Below are 18525 nucleotides of genomic sequence, written 5' to 3'. Positions count from 1 at the left end.
CGTGCTGGCCATCCATGCCCAGGATCGCCAGTTGCCGCGCTCGGTTTGAGCGCGCGCCCTGCGACCCCGGAAGCCCGCGCCCCTCGGCAGAAAAGCGCGGGCCGACCAAGGTTATGCCGAACGTTGGCCAGCAGCCGGCCGCTGAAGCACCTGCCGCCTCTCCCGCCACCAATTTCTACAATGTTCTCAGATATCTAATGAGCTTGGGCGGAAGGTGGCTTGGTTTGTTATCCACGCAGCCATACCCGTTTGAGCGCCTAACGATCGAGTTCGCGGCGAATTTCCGCGCCGCCGTGTCAGCATCGGCGTGCTCAGGCTCTTGCCCTGCGGATCCCGCGCCAGCGACCGCATCACCTCGCCACCCAGCGGCAGATATCCGAACAGTTCGGCATGTCGCCGCGCGGCGTGCGCGCTAACAAAGGCTACAGGCTGTCCAGCGACGTAGCCGATGGAGGGCCGACACCGCGTATGGTTTGCCGGACTCGAACTCGATCCTGACGGAGTGATGGCCCCTGGCGTGCTCCTACTTGGCAAGGCGCGCGGCGTGCCATTTCAAATGGTCGTCCATGAAGGTCGAGATGAAATTATAGGAGTGATCGTAGCCTTCCTGCATGCGCAAGGTGAGCGCGATGCCGGACTTCTTGCAGACGTCTTCGAGAAGCCATGGCCGCAGGCCGTCCTTGAGGAAGCCATCGGCGGTGCCCTGATCGACCAGGAATTCGCCGAAGCGGTGCCCGTCTTCGATCAGCGCTGTTGCGTCGTAGGCGCGCCAGGATTTCTCGTCCTTGCCGAGATATTTTTCCAGAGCCGGTCGCGACCAGTCTGCCGTCATCGGCTGAACGATCGGCGCGAACGCCGAGCAACTTCTGAAGTGCTCGGAGTTCTTCAGCGCGATGGTCAGCGCGCCATGCCCGCCCATGGAGTGGCCAAAAATCGACTGGCGCTCCATGTCGGCGGGGAACTGGCTGGCGATCAGGGCCGGCAGCTCGTCGACGATATAAGAGTACATCCGGTAGTTCCCGGCGAATGGCTGCTGCGTCGCGTCGACATAGAAGCCGGCGCCCGAGCCGAACTGCCAATTATCCTTTTCGTCGGCCACGCCCTCGCCGCGTGGGCTTGTGTCCGGGCAGACCACGATCAGCCCGAGCTCGGCCGCCATGCCCCGGTATTCGCCCTTGTCCATGACATTGGCATGAGTGCAGGTGAGGCCCGACAGATACCAAAGCACCGGCAGCGGCCCATCCTTGGCCTGCGGCGGCACGAAGACGGCAAAGGTCATGTCGCAGGCGCAGGCTTCGGAAGCGTGCGAATAAACACCTTGCACGCCGCCATGCGACTTGGACGTGGAAACAACTTTCATCAGCTCTGCCTTCTCGTCAAGAGATCCCGGCCCGGCATAGCGGCCGGATGCATCGCTCGCAACCGCGCGCCGCTAATCAGTCCCGGCGGCGTTATCGAGGTGCACCCTGATAACGCCGCCGGTAGACGCAAGGCTTTGGGACACGCTGACCTAGCCGGGAGGCTGGGGGCCAACGAAAAGCCAGACGTTTCGATGGCCGGCCATTCTAGGCCGGCAGGGCGCCGACTTCTTGGCCGTCCAGGTGGCGATGTAGTCCATCAGGCCCGGATTGAGGCAGTCATAAGGCTCCAGCCCGATCGTCCTCAGCCTGCCGCGTGAGCTTGTCGCCTCTCTCGGTGTCGGTGACATCGCCGGTGCCCGCGACCGCCGTCACCGAGGATACAGCACCTTCGGCTTCCAGCATTTTGGTGCAGCCGCAGGCGTGGTTGTGGGCGCTCAGGCGGTAGCAGCGAAGCCGGAACGGACGGTTCGAAGAGGGTGGGAAGGGCGGTAGCGCGATCTCGCTACCGAAACATCGCTAAATCTGACGATTGCCCTTAGTGCCTGATCATCCCGGCGTCGACATTCAACGTCTGGCCGGTGATCCAGCGGGCGTCCTCGCTGGCCAGGAACGACACGACATCGGCGATATGTTCGGGCTGGCCCTTGCCCTTCATCGCCTGCAGCATCTCGACGAAGCCGAACGCCTCGTTGTGCGGGCTCGCCTTGACGCCATCGCTCTCGATCAGGCCGGGTGTCACCGCATTGGCCGTGATGTTGTACTTGCCAAGCTCGGTGGCCAGCGCCCGGGTGAAGCCGATGACGCCTCCCTTGGCCGCGACATAGGCCGCCATGTTCGGCGTGCCGGCGAAGAAGGTGTTGGAGGCGATGCTGATCACGCGTCCGGCCTTTCCCGCCGCCCGCATCTGGTCGGTCGCCGCGCGGGTGACGATGAAGGTTCCCGTCAGGTTGACGTCGATGATCTTGCGCCAATGGTCGAGGTCGACATCGTCCCAGGCGACGAACGGCACGATGCTGGCATTGTTGACCACGATGTCGACGCCGCCGGTGAGCGACTGTATCTCGCCAAACAGCGCTTTCACCGAGGCCGGATCGGCGATATCGGCTGCAATCGCCTTCGCCTTGCCGCCGATTTCGGCGGCCGCGGCCTTGGCGCCCTTGGCATTGATGTCGCTGACGATGACAGTCGCGCCGTCGGCCGCCAGCCGCGCCGCGATCGCCTTGCCGATGCCCTGTGCCGCCCCCGTCACCAGCGCCGTCTTTCCCGCAAGCCGTTCAGTCATGAAATTTCTCCCTCGATGCGTAGTCTGTTGATGTCTGTTCAGGCGTCGGCGTCGATCACCGCCAGCGCCGCGTCTATGCCCTTGCCGACCGCAAGCTTCTGGCCAGCCGCGTTCATGGCGCCGCCAAGCGCCGTCAGCGCCGCGATCGCATAGATCGGCTGTGCCGTCGGGCCCATATGGCCGATGCGTGTAAGCTTCCCCAAAGTTTCGCCGCGACCCGACGAAAACACCACGCCGTAGCGGGCGCGCGCTGCCTGGCGAAGTGCTTTCTCGTCGACGCCATCGGGTGTGCGAACGGCCGTGGTGCTCGGCGAGGCGATTGCATCGCTGGCGGCCCAGATCGACAGGCCCATGGCGACGACGCCGGCCCGCATGGCCTTGGCCGTCAGTGCATGGCGCGCCCAAACCGCTTCCGGCCCCTCGTTGAGATAAAGATCGAGCGCCACATCGAGGCCGTTCACTTCGGCCACCGAGGGCGTGAAGGGGAATGGCTTGTCACGCGACCAGGCGTTCTCCCAGTCGACGATGCTCAGCATCGAGGCCCGGGGCGCCGCCTTGTTGGCCTTCATCTTGGCCCAGGCGCGGTCGCTGACGCCCATGATCGTAAGCGCCGGCGGCGCGCCAAGACATTTGCCCGGGCCGGTCACATAGATATCCGCCTTGCAGTCCTCCGGATGCGTCTTCATGCCACCGAAAGACGAGACGGCATCGACGATCAGGTAGCCGCCATGCGCCGACACCAGCGCGCCGATGGCATCGATCGGGTTGATCGTGCCCGACGGGGTGTCATGATGGCAGACGGAGACGACAGTGATTTCCGGATGCGCCTTCAGCATGGCGGCAACCGCCTGTGGGTCGATCGCCTCATTGTAGGGCACTTCGATTTCGAGGAGATGCGGTGAATAGCGCTTCGCCCAATAGCCGAACCCCTTGCCGTAGACGCCCGAGGCAAGGTTGAGCACGACGTCGTCCGATGTGATCAGCGACGCCGCCGCCGCCTCGAGACCCAGCACCGGCTCTCCGTGCAGGATGACCGGCTTGTTGGAAAGCCGCATCGCTTTTTGAGCCTTGTCGACGACCCTCTCGTAGAAGAGCTGGAAGGCCGGGTCATAGTCGTAGAGCACCGTGCGGCCGAGGCCCCGCAGCACCTCGGCATAGGCATTGACTGGCCCCGCCGTCAGCGTGAGGACCGGATCCGCGTGATCGGGATAGCGCATGGTCTTGGTCTCCGGGATTGGCGGCGATCAGCCGTAGAACTGTGTGCCGGTTTTGTAGGTCTTGAAGTTGTCCATGTCGTGCGAGTACATCAGCTCGGCGCCGTGATCCTCGGCAAGTTTCTTCACCCTGCGCATCGAATTGACGCCCGCGACCGGGTCGATATGGAAGGCCGCCTGGCAAAGCGTTTCCAGGCTCTTCTGCGTGTAGGCGGCGTCGATCGTGAACATGATCGGCTTGCGCTTGGGAAACTCGACCAGAAGGCTGTAATGACCGATCGAGTGGCCGGGGGTCGAGATCAGCCTGACCCCTTTGGCAAGCTCGACGTCGCCGTCTATCCCCTCGAAAGTTGAGTTGGCGCGTGTCGTGCCTTCCAGCAGCTGGGCGGTCGCGCCGCGCGCTTCGGCGGCCTCGGCCGAGAAGCTGAGGTCCGAATAGCCGAGATGTTCGAAGGGCTGCGGATTGCAGGCCTGCGGCACCTCCGAACGGTGGCAGATCTTCTTGGCATGCGGAAAATACTTGTTGCCGCCGCAATGGTCGAAATGGAAGTGCGAGTTGACGACGACGTCAATGTCCTTCGGCTCCAGCCCGAGCAGCGCCAGCGCGCCGGGAATGGTCTGGTGCTTTTCCTGGATCGGCTTCTCGAAGGGCAGCACCTTCATGACGTGGTCGTAGTCATAGCCGGTATCGATGAGGAAGCGGCCCTCGGCATGCTCGATCAGGATCGAATAGACAGGGAAGCGCACTTCGCCGCCTGGGCCGCGGTTCCAGAACACATGATAGCCGTCGAGGACAAGCGAGCCGCCGTCGAGCAGGTAGACCTTGGTATCCGACATTGTTGCCTCCTTTTTCCGGCGCGGGTTCATCCGCGCGTCTGGTTTTTCTCAGCGCGCGCCGCGCTCGTATGGAATGCCCAGTGCCGCAGGCAGGCTGGCTCGCCGCCCGAACAGCACCAGCATGATCATCACCGCCAGGAAGGGCAGCATCTGGATGACATCGGTCGGTATGTTGATGCCGGCCACCTGCATGGCCGTCGTCAGCGACAGGCACACGCCGAACAGAAGAGCGCCGAACAGCACCCAGATCGGCCGTCCCCGCGCCAGCATGGCCAGCACGATGCCGAGGAAGCCGGCGCCGTTGGTGATGAACGGAATGAACAGGCCAGCTCCGACATTGGCGAGATAGGCGCCGCCAAGCCCAGCCAGCGCGCCGGTCGTCAGCACGGCGGTGGTGCGTGTCCTGATGACGTCGATGCCGGCGACATCGAGGGCGGCCGGCTTGTCGCCCGCTGCCTGCAGATTGAGACCGAGCTGCGTGCGGCGGTAAAGGTAGCTCATGGCGAACACCAGGGCGACCGCCAGGTAGACGATCAGGTGATGCCTGAACAAGGCCGGGCCGATCACCGGAATGTCGGACAGCAGCGGAATGACGGTTGCGTCCGCCGCCGGCAGGCGGGGATAGCTGCGCGAGAACTGGAAATGATGGAGCAGCGCCGTCAGGCCTTCGAGACCAAGCGTCAGCGCGATGCCGATGACGATCTGGTTCAGCCCGATGCGCACGCAAAGCAGCGCCATGATCAGCGCTACCGCGATGCCACCCGCAGCGCCAGTGAGGAAGCCCAGCCACAGCGATCCCGAATAGAACGCGCCGACGAAGCCGAGATAGGCGCCGGCCAGCATCATGCCCTCGATGCCGATGTTGAGCACGCCGGCCTTTTCCGACATCTGCTCGCCAAGCCCGGCAAGCAGCAGCGGGATAGCGGCCGTGACGGCGCCAAACAGCAATGCGCTGAGAAAGACTTCGCTGAAGAGCCCGGTCATGCCCTAAGCCTTTCTCGACTGATGATAGCGGTGATCGACATATTCGGCCAAGGCGAGCACGATCAGCACGATGGAGACCAGCACCAGCGTGAAGTGATTGGGCACGCCAAGCCGCCGCGCCGCGCTCTCGCCGCCGATCGACAGCACGGAAAGCAGAAACACGAAGCCAATCGCGGCAAAGCCGTTCATGCGGGCGAGAAACACGGCCGGAATGACCGCCAGCCCATAGGCCGGATTCCAGTCGGCGCGAACATTGCCTTGCACGCCGATGATGTCGACGGCGCCGGCAAGGCCGGCGAGCCCGGCGGAAATGGCAAAGACGGCAATCGTCAGGCCGGGCACGCCCAGCCCCGCATGAACCGCGGCGCGCGGATTGGCGCCAACGATCCGCAATTTCAGCCCAAATGCCGTTCGCGTCATCACCAGGTGCACGATGATGATTGCCGCCAGGCCGAGCAGCAGGCCACTGGTAATGGTGGTTTCGAACAGGCGCGGAAGCCGGTCTTCCACCGGCAGCGTGCGGGTCTGCGGCACGGTCGTGCCGGGATCGCGAAACACCAGCTTGACCAGCACGTTGGCGAGCGACGTGCCGAGGAACGTCATCATCAGCGTGGTGATGATCTCGTTGACACCCTGATAGGCGCGCAGCAGCGCCGGCACCAGCGACCAGATCATGGCGACCACCATTGCGATCAGGAACGCGCAGAACAACGCCAGCCAGGCTGGCATGACCTGCACCAGCACCGGAGCACTGGCCGCCGCCGTGACCGCGCCGAGCAGGAACTGGCCGTCCCCGCCGAGATTCCACATGCCCGCACGGAAGGCCACGATCAGGCCGGCGGCGAGAAACAGCAGTGGCGCCATGCGCGTCAGCGTCTGCTGGATGCCGAGCGGCGAGAACAGGCCTTTTTCCAGCACGTAGCCATAGTAAGCGAGCGGGTCGACGCCGACGGCAAGCAGGATGCAGCCGGCGATGACGAGAGCGGCAAGGATCGGCCCAAGCGTCATCAGCAGCCGGCGCACTATGTCTCGCCGCGTGGCGGCGGCGCTTGTGGCATCGAGTGCGGTAGCGCCGCCGGTGGGTGCTGTGTCGATGCTCATGCGGCAAGTCCGATCATCAGGCGGCCGACCCTGGTACGGACGTCGTCGGCATTCGCCACGGCGCCGACCAGCGCGCCATTGGCAATGACGGCGATACGGTCGCACATGCTGAGCAGTTCCTCGAGGTCGGTGGAGATCAAGAGTACGGCGAGGCCCCGCGCCGCCGTGTCGCGGATGCGCTGGCGCGAAGCCAGTGTGTTGGCAAGATCGAGCCCATAGGTCGGCTTGTTGAAGATCACCACCTTCGCGCCTTCAGCCAGTTCCCGCGCCAGCAGCACCTTCTGGATATTGCCGCCGGAGAGCCGCGCAACGGGCGTCTTCAAGCTTGGCGTGCGCACATCGTATTCGCGCACGAGCTCGGCGGCACGCCTGTCGATCTCGGCGCGCTGCTCGACGCCGCTGCGCCAGAAGGGCGCCGCCCCGACCTGCTTGAGGAAGAAGTTGATGGAGACCGGGAACGTGCCGACGGTGCCCTCGCCCAGCCGGTCGTCGGTCAGGTAGCGAAGGCCGCGCTGGCGGCGTTCGCCGACACTCAGCGCTTCGATGGCGATGCCCTCCAGCCGGACCGAGCCGCTGGTCGCCGCCCGTTGACCGGCCAAGGCTTCCGCCAGTTGTTTCTGGCCGTTGCCATCAATTCCCGCGATGCCGAGTATCTCGCCCGGGCGAATGTCGAAGGAGATCGACGACAGGCCGGGTGCATTGTCGGTCGGCGCGACCGTAAGATCCGCGACCTGAAGCAGAGGCGCGGCACTGGCATCGACCGCGCGGGGCGGACGTTCGACCGCTTCGGGATCGTCCTCCTGCTTGCCGAACATCAACTCCACGATCTCGGAAATGATCTCCTGCTCGTCGTGTGCGCGAAACCGCTCGGGCGGGATCTCGCCCACCTTGCGGCCGAGCTTGAGAACCGAGATGCGGTCGCCGAAAGCGGCCGCCTCCTTGAGCTTATGGGTGATGAAGACGATAGCCAAACCCTGTTCGACGAGGCGGCGCATCAGCGCGCCAAGTTCCTCGATCCCCTTCGGCGTCAGCATCGAGGTGGATTCGTCGAGGATCAGCAGTCGGCTGTTGCGCACCATGGCGCGCAGGATTTCGACCTGCTGCTGCTCACCCAGCGAAAGTTCCGAAACCTTGGCATGCAGTTTTACCGTGATGCCGAGGCTGCTGGTGATCTCGGCGACGCGGGCCGCAAGCTCTTCGGTCCTGGGGCGCTGCCACCAGGGCCCGCCAAGAAGCAGGTTCTCGGCGACCGTCAGGGTGGGCACCAGCATCATGTGCTGGAACACCGTTCCGATGCCAAGCGCCAGCGCATGGCGCGGCGACGTGATCGGCGTCGGTTTGCCGTCGACAAGGATGCGCCCCTCGTCCGGCTGCTGCAGGCCAGACAGCATGCCGATCAAGGTGGATTTTCCCGCGCCGTTCTCACCAAGCAGCACATGCACCTCGCCAGGGCGGATCGACAGGTCGATGCTGTCGTTGGCGATAATGCCGGGAAAGCGTTTGGTCACGCCTTCAAGCGCGACGATGTCGCGGCTGTCGAGGGACGATGAAGAACGACTGCTCATGAAAGCCCAGCACTGGAAACGGGAATGGTCCGGAGGGGCGGACCGATCGCCCCTCCGGCAGTCGACTTCTGATCGCCCTACTGGGCGACGCTTGTCATCAGCGCCCTGACGGCGGCAGCGTCAAAGACTGGCTCGACCTTGATCTTGCCGGAGATGACGTCCTCGCGCAGCGCCTGGATTTCGCTCCAGACCTTGTCGGGGATGGCGGCGGTCTTCAGGAGCTGCACGGAATCGTCCTTGAGGCCGATCGAATAATGCTTGGTACCGAACGTGTCGGCCTTCAGGTCGGCGATCATCGCCGCGTAGACCGGTTCGATGTTCCACACCACCGACGACAGCAGGAAGCCCTTGTCGATTGGCGACTTGTCGCCGATGACGTCGATGAAATAGACCTTGCCGCCATCCGCTGCCTTGGTCGTCTCCACCGCCTGCAGCATGCCGAAGCTGGAGCCGTTGCCCTGGCCGAAAATGATGTCGGCGCCCGAGGCGATAACGCTTTCGGTGACGCGCTTGCCGCCGGCCGCGTCGCTGTAGGCGGCCGGCCCGATCACCGCATAGGTGATCTTGACGTCCGGGTTCTCCGCCTTCACCCCTTGCGCGAAAGCCGCTGACTGCGAGTTCCACGATGGCGGTTCGCCAGAGACGACGATGCCGACCGACTTCGAGCGCGACATCTTGGCGGCGAGACGGCCGGCCAGATAGGCACCCTGGTGACCGCTCAGCGTGTAGTCGGCGACGAGGCCTTTCTCCAACCCGTTCGGCGTGTCGACGATCGCTACCGGAACCTTCAGTTCCTTGGCGATCTCGGGCGCCGAGGTGTTGTAGCCGCTGGCATGCGCGATCAGCAGGCTGGCGCCGTCGGATGCGAGTTCGCGCAGCGTCGGACGGACATCGCCATAGCCGAGGCCCTGGGCCACGACCACCTCGACGCCGGCTGCCTTGCCGGCTGCTTTTGCAGCATCGATGCCTTGCTGGTTCCAGCCATAGTCGGTGCCTTCTTCGGGCGTGAGGATGGCGATCGACTTGACTTCACCGGCAAGCGCGGCGCCCATCAAGATACCAGACAGTATTAATGCACTTACGCTGCTCTTCAGGATCTTTAACATGTTACCCTCTCTGTTTGCCTTTCCAATCAATATTTTTATTGTTATTGCGCACGAGCGAGATAGACTGCCTGAGAAAACTACCCATGGAGCTCAGGCAAAGTGAAAATCCGTTACGTTCTCCCCGTGATGTTGGCCTTCACATCGCTTGCCAACGCGGTTGAGTTGCACCAGGTGATCGTCCGCAAGGGCACCGATGGGCTCGACATGGTGCCGTTGACGATTTCGAATGCCGGCAAGGAAGGCGTGTCCTGCAACGCCGATTTTGCCCACTGGTATTCAGAAGGGATCGCCACGATAGAGCCGGGCATGAGCGCTCGCCTCGAACTCTGGTTCGATCCCAAGAGCGGCACCTTCACCCTTCTCAACGACAAGCGCGAAAACCTGCCGGTCGAGCGCCTGTGGTGTGGCCTGGCGGGTCGCGCATATGCCACGCGCGTGCAGATCGCGCTCGACCGAACAGACGCCGCCAAAGGCGAGCGCGAGGTGTCCTGCGGCATGGAGCAGGACAGCCTGGCATGCCGGTAGGGGCTCATCGATCGGTCGGTCCGCGCCATCGTGCCCTATTCCTTCGCCAGGAACTTGTCGGTGAAGACACCGTCGGCCGACAGCGCCGCTTTGAGCACGCCCTGGTCGGTGAGCGTCTTCAGCGTTTCCTCCCACTGCGTCTTCGTCATCCAGCCGAGGCCATGGTCCTTGGTGTCGGGGCTGGTGAAGGTGGAGGCGATATCGGCGTTGATCTGCGCCAGCAGCACATCTTTCTTGTCGGCATAGCCTGGAGCAGCCTTTGCCGTGATCTCGGCGGCTTCTTCCGGATGGGCGACGACATAGTCGAAGGCTTCCCTATAAGCCTTGACGAAACGCGCAACGACGTCCGGCTTGTCCTTGATCATTGTCTCCGAGGTGAACAGGCCGGAGCCATAAGCCTTCCAGCCATGGTCGGCGCCCATCATGATGCTGAGCGAACCGGGACCACCCGCCTTGGCCTCCAGTTCGGGAACCTCGGCGTCGACATAGCCGACCACCGTCTGGACCCGGCCGAGAAGCAGATAGCTTTCATAGGGCGGCGAGACACTGTTCAGCGTCATGTCCTTTTCGGTCAGGCCGTTGGCCGCCAGGAAACCCTTGAAGAAGATGTAGGTCGAGCCAGCTGGATGAATGCCGATGGTCAGGCCCTTGAGATCGGCCGGCTTGGTGAGTTTAACCGTCTTGGCGAGCGACATGATTGCCAGCGGCGAGTGCTGGTTGACGGCGGCCAACGCCACCACCGGAACGCTCTGCGAGCGGGCCACGGCGAGCGTGGGAAGATCGCCGAAACCGAAATCCGCGTTCCCGTTGCCCACCAGCCGCATGGCATCCGGCGAGCCCGAACCCTTGCGGATTTCGGCGACGTCGATGTCGTTCTTGGCGAAGAAGCCTTTTTCCTTGCCGACGAAGAACATGGCGTGGTTGCCGCGCACCACCCAATCGAGCTGGACGGTGACCTTGTCAGCCGCCAGCGCCGCGTTCGAGAAGCCAAGCGCGCCGGCAAAGGCCGCGAGCGTGGCTACCTTGATAAGTGAGCGTCTCAGCATTTTTGTTCCCTTTTATTGACGATGGTTGATCGAGAGGCCTAGGCCTGGCTGAATTTCGGTGCCCATGGCACCACGATGCGTTCGAGGATTTCGGCGGCGTAGTAGAAGGCGATGCCAAGCACGGAGACGAGCAGCAGCGCCGCGAAGACCAGCGCGGTGTCGAGTTGGGTCGAGGCGAACTGGATGACGTAGCCCAAGCCGTCCGAGGCGCCGGCGAATTCGCCGACAATGGCGCCGATCACGCTCAGCGTGGCCGCGATCTTGGTTCCCGCCATCAGGTTGGGCAGCGAATGCGGGACGCGGATCCTGAACAGGATCTGCGTCGGGCTGGCGCCGACCGAATTCATCAGCGACAGCATCGAACGGTCGACCGACTGCATGCCCGCCAGCATCGACAATGTCACCGGGAAGAAGGCGATGACCAGGATCAGCCCGATCTTGGGCGCGAGCCCATAGCCGAACCAGAGAATGAAGATCGGCGCGAGCGCCACCTTCGGCACGTTCTGGAACAGCACCACCAGCGGATAAAGCGCTCGCCCCAGCCAGTCGAAGCGCACGATGACCAGCGCGATGGCGACGCCGACCACGACGGAGACAAGGAACCCGAACAGGATCTCGCCTGCCGTCACCAGTGTCGCCTGCATCAGCGTAGCCCATTGCGCGACCAGCGATTGCGCGATCTCTGACGGGGCGGGAATGATGAAGGCGGAGATAGCGAAAATCCGCACCACGGCCTCCCATACGACGATCGTCGCCAGCAAAAGTATGACCGCCGGCAGCCAGCTCCCGGTCGCGGCCACCCAGCCGGAGGCAAGCCGCGAGTCGGAGGGATGGGTGAGGGGTTGATCGCTCATGACGCGCCTCCAGGTTGGTGGCTGGCGCGCAGCATCGTGCGCAGTTGAACCACCAGCCTGACGAACTCCGGATCTTCCGTCACCGACAGATCGCGCGGATAGGGCAGTCCAATGTCGAGGCTTTCGGTGATCCGGCCTGGCTTGATCCCCAGCACATGAACATGGCGAGACAGGTGAATGGCCTCGTCGATGGAGTGGGTGACAAGAACGATGGTCTTGCCGGTGCGCTGCCAGATCTCCAGCAGCGACTGACCCATCTGGTCGCGGGTGATGGCGTCGAGCGCGCCGAACGGTTCGTCCATCAGCAGCACCGCCGGATCGAGCGCCAGCGCCCGCGCGATCGCGACGCGCTGGCGCATGCCGCCCGACAATTCGTTTGGTCGCTTGTGGGCGCTGTCTCCCAGGCCCACCAGCTCAAGCATCTCCTGGCCGCGCGCCCGTAGTTGCGCGCGCGAAAGCGACTTGTCGGCGATTCCGAGCAGCATGGAAGCGTTGTCGACGGCGTTCTTCCACGGCAAAAGGTTGGCGTCCTGGAAGACGAGGCCGATCATGCGCTTGCGCGCCGCCTCGACCGGCGCAAGCCCGGCGATCGAAACGCTGCCGCTTGTCGGAGTTACAAGTCCGGCCAGCACCTTGAGCAAGGTGCTCTTGCCACAACCGGAAGGCCCAATGAGAGAAACAAACGAGCCCTTCGGTACCGAAAGATCGATGTTCTCAAGCACCAATTGCCTGGCCATGACAACCGAAACGCCTTTGGCGGAGATCAGGTCGTCGTGACGTATATGGGCCGGCCGGCCGCCGGCTGCCCGAATGGTTTCAACACGCATGGCTTGGCCCTCCATGCGGCGCCCCAGCCCGACCGGCCTTGTGAGCACGATGTGCCATGGCTACTCCCGGCCCTCCAGGATGCGCCGCACCGCGACGAGCTTGCGCGCCCGTTCGCCTTGCAGCGCCTTTGTCTGCTCGGGCGTGTAGGAGAACATGCCCTCCCCCGACTTGATGCCGAGCTTCGACGCGTTCGTCTTTTCCAACACCATCGGCGCGACATCGTCGCGATTGGAGAGATCGGCGTTGAGGAAGGACGAGACGGACTTGTAGATATCGAGGCCCGCCATATCGAGCAGCGCCATCGGCCCGATCACGGCGATCTTGTAGCCGATGCCCCAGGACACGCAGGTGTCGAGATCTTCCGGCTCGATGACACCGCGCTCGACAAGGTCGACCGCCTCGCGCAGCAGCGCATAGAGCACGCGGTTTTCGACGAAGCCCGGAACATCCTTCTTCACCACCACCGGCAAGAGGCCGATCGAGCGGATCAGGTCGCGAATCGTCGTCACGATATGCGGCGCGGTCTTTTCACCGGCGATCACCTCGATCATCGGGATGATATGCGGCGGGTTCGACCAGTGCATGCCCACCATCCGCTCGGGATGGGAGATGTGCGCCTGCAGCTTGGTGATCGGGATGCCCGACGTGTCGGACGCCACGATCGTGTCCGATGCGATCAGGCTGTCGATCGTGCGATAGACATCGGCCTTGATCGAAATGTTTTCAGGAACGTTCTCGATGACGAGGTCGGCGCCCGATACCGCGTCTGCAATGTCATCCGTGAAGCGGACCGTTCCGGCGCCGGCCGGAGGCACCGCGATACCCAGGGCGTCGAGAACGCCCTCGGCCACGCCCAGCATGGACCCCGCGCGCTCGATCGCGCCCGGGGCAACATCGTAGGCGACGACCTGCAGGCCGCCCCTGGCGAGCCGAGCGGCCATGCCAGGCCCCATCGTACCCAGACCGATGATGGCGATACGCTGGATCATTATGCTGCCCTGCTTTGCGTTGCTGCTTTTGATGCCGCGATGAGATCGGCCGCTTTCTCGGCGATCATGATCACCGCCGCATTGATGTTTCCGCAGACCAGGTCGGGCATGACGGAAGCGTCCACCACCCTCAGGCCCTCGACGCCGCGAAGCCGCAATTGCGGATCGACGACCGAGGCCGCGTCGGCGCCCATCCGGCAGGTTCCCGCCGGGTGATGCACGGTGATGGAGGTCTTGCGGATATGCTCATCGATCTCGTCGTCGCTCTGGCACTTCGGGCCAGGGAAAAACTCCGCCTCGATGAAGGGCTGCATGGAGGGCTGCGACGCGAGGTCCCTCGCCACTCGGAAGCCGGCCCGAAGCGACTCCCAATCCTTCGGCGAGGCGAGGAAATTCTGGTGGATCAACGGCGCCGCGAGAGGATCGGCCGAGGCCAATTTCACCGCGCCCCGGCTTTCAGGCTGTGTCGCCACGATCCGTGTGGCGAACCCGTCCGGAAATGGCGCCTTGAACGGCTCGAAATACGGCCACGCGGCGAGCGGGGCGGCCGTGAACAGCAGTTGCACATCCGGCAACGGACGCTCCGGGCCGCTTTTCAGGAACGCGACCACCCCGCCTGGCACATCTCCCGAGAACCCTCGTCCCGTGAAGTAGGTCTTGGCGAAATCGAACCCGATCCGATCGGCACGCATGTTGCGAAGGAAAGGGCCGACCGGCCCGCGGCGCCGGTACATGAGGATGACCGAGACGTGATCCTGCAGGTTCTTGCCGACAGCCGGCAGGTTAACCCGCGTCTGGATACCGTGCGCCGCGAGTTCCTCTGGCGCCCCTATGCCGGACAGCATCAGAAGTTGCGGCGTGTTGACGACGCCGCCCGAGAGCAGGACTTCCTTGCGGGCGACGACCGACCGTTGGCCGCCGCCATGCTTCACAACCACCCCGGCGGCGCGCGTGCCCTCCAGCGTGATCTTTGTCGCCATCGCTCCGGTCAGGACAGTCAAATTGGGCCGCTTCAGCGCCGGCCGCAGATAAGCGGACGCGGTCGAGCTGCGCCGACCGTTCGAGATCGTCATCTGGAGGCGGCCGAAACCTTCCTGTCGCTCACCATTGTAGTCGTCCGTCTGTGGATATCCTGCCTGCACGCTCGCTTGCGCAAAGGCGTCGATCAGCGGGTCCTTGTAACGGCAGAACTGGGTGCTGACCGGGCCAGTGCCGCCGCGAAAGTGGTTCGCGCCTCCTTCCCAGCTTTCCTGCTTGCGAAAATAGGGCAGGACCATGTCGTATGACCAATCACGGAGCCCGCTGGCCGCCCAACGGTCGTAGTCGCCGCGATTTCCCCGCACATAGGCCATGGCGTTGGTCGATGAAGACCCGCCGATCACCTTGCCGCGGGCGCACTCGACCCTGCGTCCACCGACATTGTCTTCCGGTTCACAGAAATACATCCAGTCGTGGCGGCGCTCGGTCAGGATCTTGCCCCAGCCAAGCGGTATGTGGATCATGGGGTCGCGATCCCAGCCGCCGGCCTCGAGCAGCAGCACCGAACATCCGGGGTCGGCGCTCAGCCGGTTGGCGAGCACGCAACCGGCCGATCCGGCGCCAACGATGATGTAGTCGTAACTTTCCGTGTGCGGCATGGTGCGTTTCATTGCCTTGGTCCGGCGCTCCTGCGCCAGGGAACTATTGAAGCCGAGCCTGGACCATCCCGGCCACGGCCGGATGGACTAGGTATTCCTCAAGGCGGCCGGCACTAGGCCAGGCCGGCCTCTCTCAGACGCTGCGACCAGTGATTCCATCCTCGATCGATCTGGGCGCCGACGAGTTTTCCTGCCGTCTTTATCTCGCCCGGCGATAGATATTTGACATTGCCGATCCGCAGGCCGGCCGTGAGCGCTGCCGCTTCCTGCTCGAGATAAAACGCCCGGAAGACGACCTCACGCACGGAGTTGCCGACATTGACGACGCCATGCCGCGCCATGAGCACCACTGTCTGGTTGCCGAGACTTTCGGCGATATCAGCGCAAATCCCAGGGCTGCCGCCGAAGAGATCCGTCTCGTCGCCATTCTTGTCGCGAATCTCGTAGACCGGGACTTTCTCGCCGATGAAAGCTCCCATGTGGGTGACCGGCCGAAGCGGCGTATCGACGAAGCAGTACGGCAGGACAGCCGGAGAATGGGTGTGGAGCACACACTGAACGTCGGGCCGCGCCTTGTAGATCTCGCTGTGAATGTAGCGCTCAAGATAGGACGGGCGATTGTCCGACGTCTCGCCGTCGAGATTGAAACACTGGATGTCGTCGACGGTTATCAGGCTCGGTGCAAGCTTCTGCGCCAGGAAGAAGCTTTGGGGATCCTGGGGGTCACGGGCACTGATATGCCCGAACGTATCCATGATGCCTTCGTTCAGAAGGATCTTCGTCGCCGTGACCAGCTCTTCGAAGACCGTCTGGTGCGCTGGGCTGTTGTCTTTCATTTCCAAATTCTCCCATTGCGCGGCGCTGGCGACCATTTTTATTCTTGTTATCGGTCGCCGGTGCCGCGGACTTCACTTGTTTTCGTAGAGGCCGACGATCCGATTTTGCTCGATGATGTTTCCGGCATATTTCTGCAGGAACTCCTCCCTGGTAGGCGTCCCTTCGACCTTGGTGTCTAGGGCATAGACCCAGAAGTAATAGTGATGTTCTCCATGGCCTGCAGGCGGCTGGGGCCCGTAATACTGCTTGCCGCCGGCGCCGTTTGGCCCGACGCGAAATTTCTCCTGCGCGTCCGAAAGATCGGTCGTCGACGGATCGATGCCGTAGACGACCCAATGCGTGAAGCCGTTGGGCAAGGGAGCGTCGGGATCATGGCAGATGACCGCGAGTTCCTTCGTGCCTGCGGGGACGCCGCTGACCGTAAGCCTGGGCAACACATTACCTTTGTCGCCGGCATGCTCGTCGCGCAACTTCCCGAGCGGCTTGAAATCCGCCGACGTAATCTTGAGGTCCTTGATGTTCAGGGGCATGGAATTCGTCCTTCGCCAATTTCGATCGAACTAGACACCGGCCTTGAGGTCGGCGACGGATTTGCCCCCTACGCGCTGATGAACGCGCGGACCCGATGCGACGGCCACGCAGATCAAAAGCTCATCGGGGCGCGGGCCATCCGGCACGGAAAATGTGACAGCATCATAGTGGGAACGGATGTAGAGCTCGTCCTTATGGGCAAGCGGGATATCGATGGATGTGCCGGCTGCGGCGACCTTGCTGACCGACGAGATCCAGGCCTTGCCGCCGCCCACTTGCTGGCGAAGCGGATCTCCGAACACCGTGGTGATGCAGGCCACGACATGTTCCTGCTCGCCGGATGTGCCAGCAATACCACCCTTGCCATAGCTTTCGACCGGCCTGTTGCCGAGCAGCGCCACGGCCCGCTCGCCGAGCGCATGACCGATGGCTGAACTGGGATTGGTAAGGTCGGACAGTTCGGCGACGAACTTTCCGGCGAACGGATTGCGGATGACCACGCCAGTCGCGACTTTGACGAGAGTCTCGCCAGGCTCGCCGCCATCATGCCGGCTTTCCTGGACCGAGGCGTACCAACCCCTGACATCGTAATCCCGTTCGACTTCACTGGAATAGTTCATCTTGGTCTCCTGAAGGGAGCGCAGCTTGCGCGCGCGCCGATTAATTCGTTGAGCGGCTCGTCCGATGCTACTGCGGCCATGAGAAGACGCCGCGCAGCGGGTCGTAGCGGGCTGCTTCCAATGCCGCCGGCGTGAACATGTTTCCCTTCGAGAGCGAGCGGTTCGCCGCATAGTCGCCGGACAGGGCCTGGCAGCGATCGGTGATCGGGCGAATGCGCTTTTCCCACGCGACGAGCGCGTCCTCGACCGAAGAGCCAGTCTCCAAATCTTGCGACAGGCTGAAGGCATTGACCATCGCGCAACCGGCGCCCTGGGCAAGAGCCGGACACATCGCATGGGCGGCATCTCCCACCAGGGCGACCTTGCCTCTTGTCCAGCTGTCAAGCTTGGTCGTTTCGTACTTGTCGTACCTGGCGGTTTTCAGCTTCGCCGCCTCGATCAGGCACGGCTCCAGGAAAGGGAACATCTCGACCCAGACCTCAAGGTCGATCGGCACCTGCGATCCCCGCGGATCGGCGGCTGGCGCCATGAGGCCGAGATAAAGTTCATTCTCGTTGCAGGGCGAGTAGAGTATCCGCTGAACGCGCGGCCAGAAGTTCCACATGTCTATTGTGTTGTCCCACTCGCCGTGACCGAGTTCCTTCTTCTTGCGAGGCACGATCAGCCGGATGAGGCCGTCCTTGGAAACCCATCGGTCCTGCTTGAAACCTATGGAGTCCCTGACCTTGGAGCCAACGCCGTCGGCACCGACGATCAGGTCGGCTTCGAGGACCTCTCCGCTCTGAAGCGTCATGCGGCCTTCCGGATCGGCGGCGACCGCTTCCGAGTTGACCGATATGTCGACGCCCAGCGCGCGGGCGCGGTTGACCAGGGCATCATGCAGGTGGCTCCGGGTCATGATGCGCCAAGGGAGACCGTTGAACGTCTCCTTGGAAACCGACTTGTTATGCATCCAGGTCTCGTAGGTCGGGGGCGTGTGCGAACCTTGGAGAACATCATCCAGGGCGCCCAGTCCTTCGAGCACGCGAAGACCATTGTGCCAGAGATAGATGCCCGCCCCGAATGCCCGCAGCTCCGAGCTCTTTTCGTGCAGCCTGACATCCCAACCCTTCTGCCTCAGAGCGATGGCGGCCGTCAGGCCGGCAAAGCCGCCGCCAGCGACCTCGGCACGGCGCGCCTTACCCTGGGTTTTATTTACATTGGCCATT

General features: G+C 63.3%; 18 protein-coding genes and 1 pseudogene. 1 reads left to right on the top strand and 18 read right to left on the bottom strand.

Features of this window, described 5'->3' with window-relative positions; all coding sequences use genetic code 11:
• Positions 1-523: 523 nt before the first annotated feature.
• The 9 genes and pseudogenes from fghA to X739_RS156380 form a co-directional block, all read right to left on the bottom strand.
• Entirely contained in the window at positions 524-1360 is an 837-nt protein-coding gene (fghA, locus tag X739_RS156345) for an S-formylglutathione hydrolase (RefSeq protein ID WP_023781367.1), read from the bottom strand.
• A 150-nt stretch (positions 1361-1510) separates the two neighbouring features.
• Positions 1511-1793, bottom strand: a pseudogene (locus tag X739_RS1000000170325) (hypothetical protein); the annotation flags it as partial.
• A gap of 103 nt (positions 1794-1896) precedes the next feature.
• Positions 1897-2643, bottom strand: coding sequence for an SDR family NAD(P)-dependent oxidoreductase (locus X739_RS156350; protein WP_023770375.1), 747 nt, complete (start codon positions 2641-2643; stop codon positions 1897-1899).
• Between the two features lie 38 nt (positions 2644-2681).
• A complete protein-coding gene (locus tag X739_RS156355) occupies positions 2682-3860 on the bottom strand; it encodes an alanine--glyoxylate aminotransferase family protein (RefSeq protein ID WP_023770376.1) in 1179 nt (392 codons plus the stop codon).
• Between the two features lie 27 nt (positions 3861-3887).
• Positions 3888-4694, bottom strand: coding sequence for a 4-pyridoxolactonase (locus X739_RS156360; RefSeq protein WP_023770377.1), 807 nt, complete (start codon positions 4692-4694; stop codon positions 3888-3890).
• Positions 4695-4742: 48 nt separating this feature from the next.
• Positions 4743-5678, bottom strand: coding sequence for an ABC transporter permease (locus X739_RS156365; protein ID WP_023770378.1), 936 nt, complete (start codon positions 5676-5678; stop codon positions 4743-4745).
• 3 nt (positions 5679-5681) lie between these two features.
• Positions 5682-6779, bottom strand: a complete 1098-nt coding sequence (locus X739_RS156370; protein ID WP_023770379.1) for an ABC transporter permease — start codon at positions 6777-6779, stop codon at positions 5682-5684.
• A complete protein-coding gene (locus X739_RS156375; RefSeq protein WP_023770380.1) occupies positions 6776-8344 on the bottom strand; it encodes an ABC transporter ATP-binding protein in 1569 nt (522 codons plus the stop codon). Before X739_RS156375 ends, X739_RS156370 begins: the two co-directional genes overlap by 4 nt.
• Positions 8345-8421: 77 nt before the next feature.
• Positions 8422-9450, bottom strand: a complete 1029-nt coding sequence (locus tag X739_RS156380) for a BMP family protein (protein WP_031251983.1) — start codon at positions 9448-9450, stop codon at positions 8422-8424.
• A 99-nt stretch (positions 9451-9549) separates the two neighbouring features.
• Here X739_RS156380 and X739_RS156385 point away from each other — a divergent pair, with 99 nt between their 5' ends.
• Entirely contained in the window at positions 9550-9975 is a 426-nt protein-coding gene (locus tag X739_RS156385; RefSeq protein WP_023794014.1) for a hypothetical protein, read from the top strand.
• A gap of 35 nt (positions 9976-10010) precedes the next feature.
• Here X739_RS156385 and X739_RS156390 read toward each other — a convergent pair whose 3' ends face one another.
• The 9 genes from X739_RS156390 to X739_RS156430 all read right to left on the bottom strand — a co-directional run bounded on the left by X739_RS156390 (position 10011) and on the right by X739_RS156430 (position 18524).
• Positions 10011-11021 carry an ABC transporter substrate-binding protein gene (locus X739_RS156390; RefSeq protein WP_023794012.1) on the bottom strand — a complete coding sequence of 337 codons (1011 nt, stop codon included), beginning with the start codon at positions 11019-11021 and terminating at the stop codon, positions 10011-10013.
• Positions 11022-11059: 38 nt separating this feature from the next.
• Positions 11060-11875: an ABC transporter permease gene (locus X739_RS156395; protein ID WP_023794009.1), complete on the bottom strand. Its 816-nt coding sequence runs from the start codon at positions 11873-11875 to the stop codon at positions 11060-11062.
• Entirely contained in the window at positions 11872-12702 is an 831-nt protein-coding gene (locus X739_RS156400) for an ABC transporter ATP-binding protein (RefSeq protein ID WP_023781362.1), read from the bottom strand. The genes X739_RS156395 and X739_RS156400 overlap by 4 nt, the downstream gene beginning before the upstream one ends.
• A 60-nt stretch (positions 12703-12762) precedes the next feature.
• Positions 12763-13692, bottom strand: coding sequence for a 5-formyl-3-hydroxy-2-methylpyridine 4-carboxylate 5-dehydrogenase (gene fhmpcd1, locus X739_RS156405; RefSeq protein ID WP_023770386.1), 930 nt, complete (start codon positions 13690-13692; stop codon positions 12763-12765).
• Entirely contained in the window at positions 13692-15329 is a 1638-nt protein-coding gene (locus X739_RS156410) for a choline dehydrogenase (RefSeq protein WP_023794006.1), read from the bottom strand. Before X739_RS156410 ends, fhmpcd1 begins: the two co-directional genes overlap by 1 nt.
• Positions 15330-15442: 113 nt before the next feature.
• Positions 15443-16165: a class II aldolase/adducin family protein gene (locus X739_RS156415; RefSeq protein ID WP_023781359.1), complete on the bottom strand. Its 723-nt coding sequence runs from the start codon at positions 16163-16165 to the stop codon at positions 15443-15445.
• Between the two features lie 72 nt (positions 16166-16237).
• Positions 16238-16696: a YbhB/YbcL family Raf kinase inhibitor-like protein gene (locus tag X739_RS156420; RefSeq protein ID WP_015315976.1), complete on the bottom strand. Its 459-nt coding sequence runs from the start codon at positions 16694-16696 to the stop codon at positions 16238-16240.
• A gap of 30 nt (positions 16697-16726) precedes the next feature.
• On the bottom strand, positions 16727-17317 hold the full coding sequence (locus X739_RS156425) for an amino acid synthesis family protein (protein ID WP_023770390.1): 591 nt from the start codon (positions 17315-17317) through the stop codon (positions 16727-16729).
• A gap of 67 nt (positions 17318-17384) precedes the next feature.
• Positions 17385-18524: an NAD(P)/FAD-dependent oxidoreductase gene (locus X739_RS156430; protein WP_023781358.1), complete on the bottom strand. Its 1140-nt coding sequence runs from the start codon at positions 18522-18524 to the stop codon at positions 17385-17387.
• Position 18525: the final 1 nt, after the last annotated feature.

The organism is Mesorhizobium sp. LNHC209A00 (genome assembly GCF_000502915.1).
Lineage (GTDB): Bacteria > Pseudomonadota > Alphaproteobacteria > Rhizobiales > Rhizobiaceae > Mesorhizobium.
The sequence above is the reverse complement of the archived record's forward strand: the minus strand, read 5'-3'. Positions and strand labels throughout refer to the sequence as shown.

Bases quoted from the DNA above. Each gene is read 5' to 3' on its own strand.
- X739_RS156410 (WP_023794006.1), bottom strand. From the start codon at position 15,329: ATGCCGCACACGGAAAGTTACGACTACATCATCGTTGGCGCCGGATCG.
- X739_RS156390 (WP_023794012.1), bottom strand. From the start codon at position 11,021: ATGCTGAGACGCTCACTTATCAAGGTAGCCACGCTCGCGGCCTTTGCC.
- X739_RS156365 (WP_023770378.1), bottom strand. From the start codon at position 5,678: ATGACCGGGCTCTTCAGCGAAGTCTTTCTCAGCGCATTGCTGTTTGGC.
- X739_RS156430 (WP_023781358.1), bottom strand. From the start codon at position 18,524: ATGGCCAATGTAAATAAAACCCAGGGTAAGGCGCGCCGTGCCGAGGTC.
- X739_RS156370 (WP_023770379.1), bottom strand. From the start codon at position 6,779: ATGAGCATCGACACAGCACCCACCGGCGGCGCTACCGCACTCGATGCC.
- X739_RS156420 (WP_015315976.1), bottom strand. From the start codon at position 16,696: ATGCCCCTGAACATCAAGGACCTCAAGATTACGTCGGCGGATTTCAAG.
- X739_RS156375 (WP_023770380.1), bottom strand. From the start codon at position 8,344: ATGAGCAGTCGTTCTTCATCGTCCCTCGACAGCCGCGACATCGTCGCG.
- X739_RS156350 (WP_023770375.1), bottom strand. From the start codon at position 2,643: ATGACTGAACGGCTTGCGGGAAAGACGGCGCTGGTGACGGGGGCGGCA.
- X739_RS156395 (WP_023794009.1), bottom strand. From the start codon at position 11,875: ATGAGCGATCAACCCCTCACCCATCCCTCCGACTCGCGGCTTGCCTCC.
- X739_RS156360 (WP_023770377.1), bottom strand. From the start codon at position 4,694: ATGTCGGATACCAAGGTCTACCTGCTCGACGGCGGCTCGCTTGTCCTC.
- X739_RS156415 (WP_023781359.1), bottom strand. From the start codon at position 16,165: ATGAAAGACAACAGCCCAGCGCACCAGACGGTCTTCGAAGAGCTGGTC.
- fhmpcd1 (WP_023770386.1), bottom strand. From the start codon at position 13,692: ATGATCCAGCGTATCGCCATCATCGGTCTGGGTACGATGGGGCCTGGC.
- X739_RS156400 (WP_023781362.1), bottom strand. From the start codon at position 12,702: ATGCGTGTTGAAACCATTCGGGCAGCCGGCGGCCGGCCGGCCCATATA.
- X739_RS156380 (WP_031251983.1), bottom strand. From the start codon at position 9,450: ATGTTAAAGATCCTGAAGAGCAGCGTAAGTGCATTAATACTGTCTGGT.
- fghA (WP_023781367.1), bottom strand. From the start codon at position 1,360: ATGAAAGTTGTTTCCACGTCCAAGTCGCATGGCGGCGTGCAAGGTGTT.
- X739_RS156355 (WP_023770376.1), bottom strand. From the start codon at position 3,860: ATGCGCTATCCCGATCACGCGGATCCGGTCCTCACGCTGACGGCGGGG.
- X739_RS156425 (WP_023770390.1), bottom strand. From the start codon at position 17,317: ATGAACTATTCCAGTGAAGTCGAACGGGATTACGATGTCAGGGGTTGG.